The 11,878-nt window shown below is 65.7% G+C and carries 10 protein-coding genes; 8 read left to right on the top strand and 2 right to left on the bottom strand.

Going from position 1 to position 11,878, the window contains the following annotated elements:
• The first annotated feature begins 276 nt into the window (after positions 1–276).
• The 4 genes from cysS to RBB18_RS06025 all read left to right on the top strand — a co-directional run bounded on the left by cysS (position 277) and on the right by RBB18_RS06025 (position 4,953).
• Positions 277–1,647, top strand: coding sequence for a cysteine--tRNA ligase (cysS, locus tag RBB18_RS06040; protein WP_306110847.1), 1,371 nt, complete (start codon positions 277–279; stop codon positions 1,645–1,647).
• Between the two features lie 187 nt (positions 1,648–1,834).
• Positions 1,835–3,454, top strand: a complete 1,620-nt coding sequence (cimA, locus tag RBB18_RS06035; RefSeq protein ID WP_306110846.1) for a citramalate synthase — start codon at positions 1,835–1,837, stop codon at positions 3,452–3,454.
• A gap of 3 nt (positions 3,455–3,457) precedes the next feature.
• Positions 3,458–4,177, top strand: coding sequence for a trans-aconitate 2-methyltransferase (locus tag RBB18_RS06030; protein ID WP_306110845.1), 720 nt, complete (start codon positions 3,458–3,460; stop codon positions 4,175–4,177).
• A gap of 5 nt (positions 4,178–4,182) precedes the next feature.
• A complete protein-coding gene (locus RBB18_RS06025) occupies positions 4,183–4,953 on the top strand; it encodes a squalene/phytoene synthase family protein (RefSeq protein ID WP_103764155.1) in 771 nt (256 codons plus the stop codon).
• A gap of 181 nt (positions 4,954–5,134) precedes the next feature.
• Here RBB18_RS06025 and RBB18_RS06020 read toward each other — a convergent pair whose 3' ends face one another.
• Positions 5,135–6,355, bottom strand: a complete 1,221-nt coding sequence (locus RBB18_RS06020; protein ID WP_103764156.1) for an MFS transporter — start codon at positions 6,353–6,355, stop codon at positions 5,135–5,137.
• A gap of 232 nt (positions 6,356–6,587) precedes the next feature.
• On the opposite strand from RBB18_RS06020, the gene RBB18_RS06015 reads away from it, so the two are divergent.
• The 4 genes from RBB18_RS06015 to RBB18_RS06000 all read left to right on the top strand — a co-directional run bounded on the left by RBB18_RS06015 (position 6,588) and on the right by RBB18_RS06000 (position 10,921).
• The gene (locus RBB18_RS06015) at positions 6,588–7,316 is read left to right on the top strand and encodes a cobalt-precorrin-6A reductase (protein ID WP_306110844.1); all 729 of its coding nucleotides are present in this window, start codon (positions 6,588–6,590) and stop codon (positions 7,314–7,316) included.
• Positions 7,313–7,942: a DNA-3-methyladenine glycosylase gene (locus tag RBB18_RS06010; RefSeq protein WP_306110843.1), complete on the top strand. Its 630-nt coding sequence runs from the start codon at positions 7,313–7,315 to the stop codon at positions 7,940–7,942. Before RBB18_RS06015 ends, RBB18_RS06010 begins: the two co-directional genes overlap by 4 nt.
• Positions 7,939–8,604 (top strand): alpha/beta hydrolase, encoded by a 666-nt coding sequence (locus tag RBB18_RS06005; RefSeq protein WP_274594245.1) that lies wholly within the window; start codon positions 7,939–7,941, stop codon positions 8,602–8,604. The genes RBB18_RS06010 and RBB18_RS06005 overlap by 4 nt, the downstream gene beginning before the upstream one ends.
• 298 nt (positions 8,605–8,902) lie before the next feature.
• A complete protein-coding gene (locus RBB18_RS06000) occupies positions 8,903–10,921 on the top strand; it encodes a hypothetical protein (RefSeq protein ID WP_306110842.1) in 2,019 nt (672 codons plus the stop codon).
• A 29-nt stretch (positions 10,922–10,950) separates the two neighbouring features.
• Here RBB18_RS06000 and RBB18_RS05995 read toward each other — a convergent pair whose 3' ends face one another.
• Complete coding sequence (locus RBB18_RS05995; RefSeq protein ID WP_103764159.1) at positions 10,951–11,856, bottom strand: MBL fold metallo-hydrolase; 906 nt, start codon at positions 11,854–11,856, stop codon at positions 10,951–10,953.
• Positions 11,857–11,878 lie beyond the last annotated feature (22 nt).

Here is an 11,878-nt window from a genome sequence, read left to right as displayed (position 1 = left end):
ACGTCAACAGGCAGCACTGTGGCGCATGGGTATCAGTGCGCAGTGCATCCGATGTTTCGGCAAAAGCCACGTTTTGCCCCGTCCGCAATGGTTCGCCGGCGTATCCCATCGCGCTTGACCATGCCGGGGGCCGTGGGTAATGCTCAGCGGCATGACGACGACCTGCACCATCATTTGCTGCATTACCCGCTGACATCTTCAGGCGGGCCGGTCTTCTATTCCATCCTTGAATGTTAGTTGCTAAGCCCGCCGCGGGACCACGCGCGCGAGGACGCCATGACGACTATAAAACTGCACAACACCCGCACCCGGAAGAAGGAGGATTTCGAGCCTCTGAAAAAAGACGATGTGCGCATGTATGTCTGCGGCCCCACCGTCTATGACCGCGCCCACCTGGGCAACGCGCGTCCCGTGGTGGTCTTCGACGTGCTCTACCGGCTCTTGCAGTATGTGTATGGGCCCGACCACGTCACCTACGTCCGCAACTTCACCGACGTCGATGACAAGATCAACACCCGCGCCGCCGAGACCGGGCGCGATATCTCGGACATCACCGCCGAAACCACCCAGTGGTTCCTCGACGACATGGGCAGCCTCGGCGCGCTGGAACCCGATCAGATGCCCCGCGCCACGCAATACATCCCGCAAATGGTGGCGATGATCGAAAAGCTTATCGCCGATGGTCACGCCTACGCCGTCGAGGGCCACGTCCTCTTCCGCGTCCGCTCCTACCTGGACTACGGCAAGCTTTCCGGTCGCTCCGTCGACGACATGGTCGCCGGTGCCCGTGTCGAGGTCGCGCCCTACAAGGAAGACCCGATGGACTTCGTCCTCTGGAAGCCGTCGGACGAGACGCAACCGGGCTGGGACAGCCCGTGGGGCCGGGGCCGGCCCGGCTGGCACATCGAATGCTCGGCCATGAGCTATGAACTACTGGGCGACAGCTTCGACATCCACGGCGGCGGCAACGACCTGATGTTTCCCCACCACGAGAACGAGATCGCCCAAAGCTGCTGCGCCCATCCCGAGGGAAACTTTGCGCAGGTCTGGATGCACAACGAGATGCTCCAGGTCGAGGGCAAGAAGATGTCCAAGTCGCTCGGCAATTTCTTCACGGTGAAGGATCTGCTCGATCAGGGCATTCCCGGCGAGGTGATCCGCTTCGTGTTCCTCGGCACGCATTACCGCAAGCCGATGGACTGGACGGCGGAAAAGGCGCGGGAGGCAGAGAAAACCTTGCGCAAGTGGTACGCACAGGCGGCGCAAGCCACCGGAACCGGAAAGCCTTATGAGGCTGTCGTAACCGCGCTTGCGGACGACTTGAACACCGCACGCGCAATTTCCGAATGCCACCAGTTGTCGCTTGCCGACGATATCGCCAACCTGCGGTACACGCTTCAATTTCTGGGCTTGATGAAAGACACCGTCCCGGATTGGGTTTCATCCTCACAGGTGGACCTCTCCGGCATCGAAGAGAAATTGATGTCAGCGCGTGAAACCGCGATGCAGACAAAAGACTTCTCTGAAGTTGACCGCATGAAATCGCACCTGAGCGATGCCGGGGTGGAGGTTCGCATGAGCAAGACGGCTGTGGAACTCGTGCCGACCGTCGACTTCGATCCTTCCAAACTGGAGGCTCTCAAATGATCCTCCTCTCCTTCTGTTTCGCCCGGCCTCAGGCCGGGCCGCGCCCGACCCTCCCCCCGGGAGGGCGCTTTGCCGACGTCACGCGCCGAACCCGTGTGCGACTTGATTGCGCCGCCTCGCACCGCTCGAGCCAGGCACATGCCCTCCCAGGGTCCGGCGCGGCCCTTCCCTCCAAGGGAAAGAACCAATGACCAAAACCCGCCTCAGCCTCTACGACACCACGCTGCGCGACGGCCAGCAAACCCAGGGCGTCCAATTCTCCACCGCCGAGAAACAGGCCATCGCCACCACGCTCGACCAACTCGGCATCGATTACATCGAGGGCGGTTGGCCCGGCGCCAACCCCACTGACAGCGCCTTTTTCGACGCCGCCCCCGAAACCCGCGCCCGCCTCACCGCCTTCGGCATGACCAAGCGTGCCGGGCGCAGCGCGGCAAACGACGACGTTCTGGCGGCGGTGATGAACGCCGGCACGTCCTCGATTTGCCTCGTCGGCAAGACCAACATCTTCCATGTCGAAACGGCGCTGGGCATCACGGCGCAGGAAAACCTCGAAAACATCTCCGCCTCCATCGCCCATATTGTCAAACAGGGCCGCGAGGCGCTTTTCGACGCTGAGCATTTCTTCGACGGCTACGTCCGCGACCCCGCCTATACGCTCGACTGCCTGAAGGCGGCGCATGACGCCGGCGCCCGCTGGATCGTGCTGTGTGACACAAATGGCGGCACGCTTCCGCACCGCATCGCCGAAGTTATCTCGGACGTCATCGCCGCGGGCATTCCCGGTGAGCGCCTCGGCATCCACACCCATAACGACACCGAGAACGCCGTCGCGGGTAGCCTCGCCGCCGTGGATGCAGGCGCGCGCCAGATCCAGGGCACGCTCAACGGCCTCGGCGAACGCTGCGGCAACGCCAATCTTACGTCCCTCATCCCCACGCTGCTGCTCAAGGAGCCTTACGCCAGCCGCTACGCCACCGGCGTCACGGCGCAGGCGCTGGAAGGCATCACCATGGCCTCGCGCCAGCTGGACGAAATCCTCAACCGTGTCCCGATGAAGCAATCCGCCTATGTCGGCGCCTCCGCCTTTGCCCACAAGGCCGGTCTGCACGCCAGCGCCATCGTCAAGGACCCGACGACCTACGAGCATATCGACCCCGCCAAGGTCGGCAACGCCCGCATCATCCCCATGTCAAACCAGGCGGGCCAGTCCAACCTGCGCAACCGCCTTGCCGAGGCCGGGCTGGAGATCGAAAAGGACAACCCGGCGCTGCCCCGCATCCTCGAAGAGGTCAAGACCCGCGAAAACCGCGGCTACACCTATGACATGGCGCAGGCCAGTTTCGAACTGGTCGCCCGCCGCGAACTGGGCCTTCTGCCCGAGTTCTTCGAGGTCAAGCGTTACAAGGTCACGGTCGAGCGCCGCAAGAACAAGTACAACAAGATGGTCTCCCTGTCCGAGGCCGTCGTGGTGGTCAAGGTCGACGGCGAGAAGAAACTGTCGGTCAGCGAGTCGATGGACGAGACCGGCACCGACCGTGGCCCCGTGAACGCCCTGGCCCAGGCGCTGGCCAAGGACCTCGGCCGCTATCAGGAGGCCATCGCCGACATGCGGCTGGTGGACTTCAAGGTGCGCATCACGCAAGGCGGCACCGAGGCCGTCACCCGCGTCATCATCGATAGCGAGGACGGGCAGGGGCGGCGCTGGTCCACGGTGGGCGTGTCGGCCAACATAGTCGACGCGTCGTTCGAGGCGCTGCTCGACGCCATAAACTGGAAGCTTTTGTGCGACGGCGGAGAGGTCTGAGCGGTGGACGAGGCTTTCCTGACGCTCCACCGCGAGATGACCCGGCAGGGCCCCGGCACATCCGAGGATGTCCGCTGGGCCCTCAGCCAGCTTGACATGCCGGACGCCCCCCATGTGATCGACGCCGCCTGCGGGCCGGGCGCCGACCTTGTGACGTTGGCCGAGTGCCTGCCCCGGGCGCGGATCGAAGGCATCGACCAGTTGCCCCACCTCGTCGAGGAAGCCCGCACGGCCACCGCCCACTTTACCAATGTCACCGTCTCCACCGGCGACATGGCGCAGATCAGTGGCTTTTACGACCTCATCTGGTGCGCGGGTGCGCTCTATTTCCTTGGCGTGACCGAAGGGCTGACGCTCTGGAAACGCGCCCTCACGACCGATGGCGCGGTCGCCTTTTCCGAACCCGTGCTGCCCCCCGACGCCCCGCAGGCCGCCCGCGATTTCTGGGCCGATTACTCGGCGATTTCCGACCTCGACGGCATCACCGCTCGGGTCGAGGCGGCCGGCTACGTCGTGCAGGATCACCGCCTCATCACCGGCATGGCCTGGGCGGATTATTATGCCGAACTCGGCGGCCGCATCGCCAACCTGCGCCCCGGCGCGGACGACGCCCTGGCCCAAGTGCTCGACGACGCCGCCCGGGAAATCGCCCTCTGGCGGCAAGCCCCGGGTGATATCGCCTACGCGCTCATCCTTGCGCGCCCCGGTTTTGGGCCTACCTGACCGGCATGGCGCTCGACCCCGACATCATGGCCTGCGCGGGCCTCGTGCAGCGCGGCGACCCCGAGCGTTTCGCCGCTACCATGGCCGCCCCGGTGCCCGTGCGCGAAAAGCTCTTTCCACTTTACGCGTTCAACGTCGAGGTTTCCCGCGCCCCGTGGGTGACACAGGAATCCATGATCGCCGAGATGCGCCTGCAATGGTGGCGCGACGTGCTGGAGGAGATCCGCACGGGCACCGACGTGCGCCGCCACGAGGTTGCCACGCCGCTCGCTTTGGTGCTGGACGCAGAGATGGCAGAACGGCTCGACGCGCTGGTCGAGGCGCGCCGTTGGGACATCTACCGCGACCCGTTCGAGGACATGAGCGCCTTCCGCACCCACCTCACCAACACCTCCGGTCTGTTGTTGCTCGCCGCCACACGTACCCTCGGCGACGCGCCCGAAGCACCGATCCTCAAGGCAGGCTACGCCCAGGGCGTGGCCAACTGGCTCCGCGCCGTGCCGGAACTGGAACGCCAGGGCCGCATCCCGCTGGTCGAAGGCACGCATGCCGCGATCCGCGCGCTGACCGACGACGCTCTGACGGCGCTGACCGAGGCCCGCCGCACGCGCCTTGCACCCAATACCCGCCCCGCGATGCTCGCCCTCTGGCAGACCGAGGCGATCCTGAAAAAGGCAAGCCGAGACCCTGCGGCCGTCTCGGAAAATCGCCTTGCGCTTCCGCCTTTCCGCTCCCGCCTCGGGCTGATGCGCCGGGCAATAACCGGACGCTGGTAAGCGGAGCGCCTGCGGCGCGCTCTTCAAGCGCGTTGGGGGTTTCACCCCCAAACCCCCGAGAGTATTTCCGGCAAGAAAAAGCCGCCGTCAGACCAGCTCGTTCGGCGGGCGTTCAAGCTTCCTCCGTCAGCTAGGGGCAATGCCCCTTGAACTCCCCGGAATATTTCCGGCCGAAAAAACCTCAAGCCTCCTTCGGCCGCATCACCAGCCAGATCAGCGCTCCGCCCGCCAGCGTCAGAAGCGGCACCATGGCCAGGTTCACCGCCGTCCACCCGGCCTCCGCCGTGCCGCCCGAGCAGTTCATCAACCCGCCCGAGGCCAGCGACGCCAGCGTCACGCCGCCAAAGACCAGAAGGTCGTTCATCCCCTGCATCCGGCCGCGTTCATGCACATCATGCGCACCGGCCAGCATCGTGGTCGCCCCGATGAATCCGAAATTCCACCCCAGCCCCAACAGGATCAGCGCGATGAAGAAATTCTCGATCTCGACCCCCTGCAGCGCCACGACCCCCGCGGCGGCTAGGATCACAAGCCCCGTGCCCACGATCTTCTCCACCCCGAACCGCGCGATCAGGTGCCCGGTAAAGAAGGACGGCGCGAACATGGCCAGCACGTGCCCGGTCACGATGTCCGCGGCGTTGCCTTCGGTAAACCCGCAGCCGACCACCGCCAGCGGGGTCGAGGTCATCACCAGGTTCATCAGCGCATAGGACACCATCGCGCAGATGACGGCCACGGCGATCCGCGGCGTGGTCAGCAGTTCCCACCGCGTGCGGCCCCTGGGGCTGTCGGGTGCCGGCGGCGGCGGCCTGGGGATGTCCAGGAAAAAGAACAGCAGCGCGCCGAGCAAATTGATCGCGATAACCGCCAGGTACGTGCCCAGGAACGGGACCACCATCGCCTGGCTCGTGACCTTCACCAGCTGCGGGCCGATGATCGCGCTCGCCAGCCCGCCCGCCAGCACATAGGAAATTGCCTTGGGTCGGAAATCATCGCTGGCCGTGTCCGCGGCGGCGAAGCGATAGAATCCCTGCGCCGACATGTAGATCCCCGTCAGGAAACTGCCCGCCAGGTACACAGGAAAGGACGCAAGATAGAGGCCATAGCCCGCAATCGCCGCCCCGGCGGCGCCGCCCATCGCCCCGATCAGGAACCCGGCCTTGCGCCCGAACCGCTGCATCACCATCGAGAGGGGATTGGCCGAGATCATCGACCCCAGCACGATCAGCGAAATCGGCAAGGTGGCGAAACACACGTTGCTGGCAAGGCTCTGCCCGGCCAGCCCGCCCACCACGAAGATCATTGCCATCTGCGCCCCCAGCACCGCTTGCGCCAGCACCAGCACGGTCACGTTCCGTTTCGCGCGGCGGTCGTTGTCATAGGGCAGGGCGGTCTCACTCATGCCGCCTTGCTAGACCCCTCTTGAGAGGCCCACAAGACCCCAAATCGCCACCACGGCATGCTTTTCCTCTGGCCATAAATATCCCGGGGTGCGCGAGGGGCGGCGCCCTTCGCATCGGTCGTATGGCGCAAGGCGCAATGCAAAATTGCCGATTGGCGCGAAGGGCTTGCCCGCCTATAGTCCGCCCGACCATGTCCAGACGACCTTTCCTCCTGTCTCCAAGGCCCGCCCCGTGACCCTCCTTCTTTTTGCCGGAACGGGCGAGGCCAAGGCCATCGCCACCCAACTGCATGAAGAGGGCATCTCGGCCACCGCGTCGCTCGCCGGCGCGTCCCGCGCGCCTTCGCCGCTGGCACTTCCCACCCGCACCGGCGGCTTCGGGGGCGAGCCCGCGTTCCGCACCTACCTTGCCGAACACGCGATCACTGCCGTGCTCGACGCCACGCATCCCTTTGCCGACAGTATTTCACAGCGCACCGCCCGGGTCTGCGCCGACCTTGGCGTTCCCTATTGCCAGCTTCTGCGCCCGCCATGGACACCGGGGCCGGGCGATAACTGGACCCTGATCGACCGCGAGGAGGAGGCCGCCGCCCACATCGCCCCCGGCTCCACGGTCTTTCTCGCCACCGGCCGCCAGACGCTCGACCGTTTCGCCAACCTCTCGGACTGCACGGTGATCAGCCGCCAGATCAATGTCCCCGACACGCCCTTTCCCTTCTCGAACGGCCGCTTTCTGCCCGGCAACCCGCCGTTCTCTGAACGCCAGGAATACGACCTTTTCAAATCGCTCGGCGTCGACTGGCTCATTGCCAAGAACGCCGGCGGCTCCACGCCCCGCACCAAGCTCGACGCCGCGCGCCGCCTCGGCGTCCGCGTGGCGCTCATCAACCGTCCGCCCCAGCCGGACGCCCCCCGCGTCGAAACCGTGGACGACGCCCTCGCATGGGTCCGCGCCCTGTGACCGGGCGTATCATCGAAACCCAAGACGACGTGGCCGAAGGCGTGGCGCATCTTACCGCCCTCTGCCCGCGCATGGCCCATGCTCACGCCCAGACCGGCCCGCTTCCCCTGCGCCGCAAGCCGGACGGATTTGCCGAGCTCCTGTCGGCCATCGTCAGCCAACAGGTCTCCACCGCCTCCGCCGCCGCCATCTGGGGCCGTATGAAAACCGCAGGTCTCACCGGCCCGCGCAAGATCAAGTGGGCCTCTGATGACGACCTCCGCGCCGTGGGCCTCAGCCGGCAGAAGATCCGATACGCCCGCGCACTCTCGGACGCCGGGATAAACTTCACGGCCCTCCGCGACGCGCCCACAGACGAGGTCATCGCCACCCTCACGCAGGTGCCCGGCATCGGCACCTGGACGGCCGAGATCTATGCCATGTTCTCGCTCGGCCGCGCGGACGTCTTCGCCCCCGGCGACCTCGCCCTGCAAGAGGCCGCGCGCCTCCTCTATGACCTGCCGGAACGCCCTCGCGACCGCGCCCTGCGCGAGATGGCCACGGCCTGGAGCCCGTGGAGATCGGTTGCAGCCCGCCAGCTCTGGGCCTACTACCGTGTTGCGAAACAAAGGGAAGGCATCAGATGACCCGCGTACTTCAGGCCGGCCGCAAGGAACCCATGTCGGGCACGACCCGCTCCGTCGTCGTCTTCCTGCACGGCTACGGCGCCAACGGGGCCGACCTCCTGGGCCTCGCCGACCCGTTGGCCGAGCACTTGCCGGATACACTCTTCGTGGCCCCCGACGCGCCCGAGACGATCCCGATGATGCCCACCGGCTACCAGTGGTTCCCGATCCCCTGGATCGACGGCTCGAGCGAGGAAGAGGCCCATCGGGGGCTCGTCGCCGCCGCCGAGGACCTCAACGCCTTTCTCGACGCGCTGATGGTGGACGAGGACGTGCTGCCCGAACAGGTCGTGCTCTTCGGCTTTTCCCAAGGCACGATGATGGCCCTGCACGTGGCCCCGCGGCGCGAAGACGAGATCGCCGGCATCGTCGGCTTCTCGGGGCGCCTGTTGCAACCCGAACTTCTGGCCGATGACGTCGTCAGCCGTCCGCCGGTTCTGCTGGTCCATGGCGACGCTGACGACGTCGTGCCGCCGCAATCCTTGCCCGAGGCCGCCGAGGCTTTGCAATCCGCCGGCTGGAAAGAGGTCTACGCCCATGTGATGAAAGGCACCGCCCACGGAATCGCCCCCGATGGCTTGTCCGTCGCGCTCGCCTTCCTGCGCGACAAGCTTAGCCTTTGAATCAAAAGTGGTTCCGCCAATTCCCGCGTAGGGTGGGTGAAAACCCACGCGCCCCCCGGGCACTTCACCCGGCATGCGCCCGTCGCCCACATGCCGAGGCCCGGCCCGGTATGATGCACCACCGGCACCGCGAAATGCCGCGGCAATACTGCGGGCGCGTCCATACCCAGCCAATGATCCCCCTGTCGCCAGCAGGAACATACGGTTAACAATAGGCTCCATACATCCCCCGTGGCCGTCAGCCTGTCACGGACGCCAGGCGGGCCGACCCATTTTGAGGCGCGATTGCGGTCAGTGCATGGAAATCGACACCACGAAATTTGATATCCTGTCCCAAGGCTACGTGCGCGACGCCGACACGATCTACCTGGTCATGGCTCGCAAGTTAAAGCCCATCAAGTCCGCCGACGCCGACAGCTTTACCGCCCTTGGCACTTCTCATGGCCGGGACGCCACCACCGGCTATTTCCGCGACAAGCGGATGCGACTGGCAAAGGGCAGGGAGCCTGCGGACCTGCGCCCGCTGGGCCATGTCTACGCCACCGACGGCACGCAGCTTTATTTCACCATCCAAAAGGTGCCGCCCCCCGACGGCATTGACTTGTCCGGGCCAGGCCTGCGCCTGCGCTGGTTCGACGAGAACGAGGTGAACATGCCCCATGTCGCGCTGACCGACGGGGCAGGGGTCTGGATGTCGCTGACGACCGGCCCTGATCGTTGGGTCCGCCTCGACGGCGCGGATTTCGCCACGCTGGCACCCCTGGGCGAGGACGTGACGCTGCCCTGGTGCGCGCCCTATTTCCGCGATGTGTCACGCGTCTGGTACCGGGGCTTGCGGCTGCCCGATGCGTCCCCCGATGCGGTCCGGGTCTGCGGCGCCCCGATGCTGACCGATGGCACCCGTGCCTGGGTCGGCGCCCGGCTGTTGGACGCGCCTGCCACCGACCTCGCCTATATCGACCGATATCATCTGCGCGACGACGCAGGTTCTGATGGTGTCCTTCTACATCACGGCGACCGCGTCGCTTTTCACGCCGAGGCGGACATGACCCGCACGCTCGCCACCGCACGCTCCGCGACCGAACGCGCCGACCTCACGCAGATCCTGCGCGATCTCTTCACCACCATGGCCACGCTCTTTGCGCATTACCCGCCTCTTGTCAGCCGGGTCGGCAAGGCGCTCTCGCACATGCAGGAAAACACACCCCCGGCGCCGGACCTGCCGGATTTCACCGCGAGGCTCACCACCGAGGGCCAGATCGCGCTCGATTTCGCGGACGGCACCACGCTCAGCCAGCCCGCGACCGCGTGGTACACGCTGGGCTGTCACCTCTGGGCGCACACCACCGGGCGCCCCGCCGCCCTGCTGCCCTATCCGCCGCTCGGCACGATGCTTCCGCGCAGCACCGACGCCCAAACGCAGCTGATCACGGCGCATAGCGCGGCTTTTCACGCCCTGATCGCCCGACTTTGGCAGGCGGGTCATACCGATGCGGCCCGCACGCTGGCGCATTTCACGCTCTGCCTCGCGCGTGATTATCGCGACCTGACCGGAGATGCCCTGCAACACCTCGCCGACCTGCCGCGCGACCTCATGTCTTCGCTGCACTACCGTCCCGCGCATTATCACTTCGGCTCCACCACCAACCTTGCCGTCGCGCGCCTGATCGTCGCCGATGGCTGGCTCGATGCGCCGGATATACGCGACCGTATCGACGTCACCAGCACCCTGCACGGCGCGCTTCTGTCGACCGGCAAGACCGCGCTTTTCTTCAAGGAAATTCTGCCCGCGGTGCAGAGCCGCTTCACCGCCGAACCCGACGCTGCCGTTCGTGAACAGCTCGCCACACTGCTCGACGCCTTCCTCGTCAAGGGACAGGTCGACGTCGAGGTGAACCGCGTGATGCACCACGCCGCCATGCTGCCCGTCATTGAGTTCTGCATCGCCAACGCCATCAACACGGTTTTCAACCGTGCCCGCCTTGCCGAAACCCTCTGGGCGCTGAACCGCGACCCCGAGGCCGAGGCCACAGCCGAAGCCCTCATCGCCGAGATCGGTGAGGATGCGCACCTGCCGGGCGTCTACACCAACCGCCACATCTATCGCACGCCGCGCCTGTGGTTTCTGCGTGGCCGCGTCGACGCAAGCTGGCGCAAGGCGCCCGATCTCGATACCCACAAATCCCGCCTCGACACGCTCGAAACGGAGTATTCCGCGCTTCTCGACCGCTACGGCAAAGACGCCGCGCAATGGCCCGAGATGCAGGACATCCGCGCCGCCATCGACCGGTATGCCGCGGGCATCCGCGCCGCGTAGGGTGGGCGAAAGCCCACGCGCCCGGATCGCTAGAACTTGTTCGCCGGGATCTTGAAGTAGCTCTTTCCGTCTTCCTCCGGCTCGGGCAAGCGCCCACCGCGCAGGTTCACCTGCAACGCCGCCAGCATCCGGTCGGGCAGGGCCAGCGTCGCATCCCGCTTCTCGCGTCGCGCCACGTACTCGGCCTTGCTTGCGCCGTCCTTCAGGTGGATATTCTCGCGTTTCTGCTGGCCCACCGTGCTCTCCCACGCGGGCTCTTCTCGCGTATCGGTGCCGTAATCGTGTCCGATGAAGACACGCGTGTCGTCCGGATGCTCCAGTATGCGCATGATGCTGTCATAAAGCTCCGCCGCCGTCCCGCCGGGGAAATCCGCGCGCGACGTACCGGCATCCGGCATCATCAGCGTGTCATGGGCAAAGATCGCGTCGCCCACCACGTAGGTCACGGACCCCAGCGTATGGCCCGGCGACAACATAACCTCCACCTCCAGATTGCCGATCTTGAACGTGTCGCCCTCCGCGAACAGCCGGTCGAAATGCGGATCGACCGGAAAGGCGTGCGGCGCGTTGTAATAGCCGCGCCAAAGCTCCGCGATCTCGTGAACCTTTTCACCGATGCCCGTGGGCGTGCCGGTCTGCTCCTTCAGCCACGCCCCCGCCATCAGGTGATCCGCATGCGGATGCGTATCGAGGATCCACTCCAGTTCCAGCCCGCGCTCCGCGATGACGTCCAGCGCCCATTGCGCGGGCGCGAACCCGGTGGCGAAGGATTTGGGGTCCAGCGTCTGCACCACGTCGATCAGCGCCGCTTTCCGGGTCTCGGGGCAGATGCAGATATACTGGCAACTGCCTGTATCTTCGTCATAAAACCCGATCACCTCGGGGCTTCCCGCGCCGGTCGAGGCCGAAGTTTTGCTCAGGATGTCGTCGCGCATGCGATCCCTCCGAATGCTTTTG

This window comes from Roseovarius sp. MMSF_3298, assembly GCF_030733705.1.
In the GTDB taxonomy this organism is placed as follows: domain Bacteria; phylum Pseudomonadota; class Alphaproteobacteria; order Rhodobacterales; family Rhodobacteraceae; genus Roseovarius; species Roseovarius confluentis.
The sequence above is the reverse complement of the archived record's forward strand: the minus strand, read 5'-3'. Positions and strand labels throughout refer to the sequence as shown.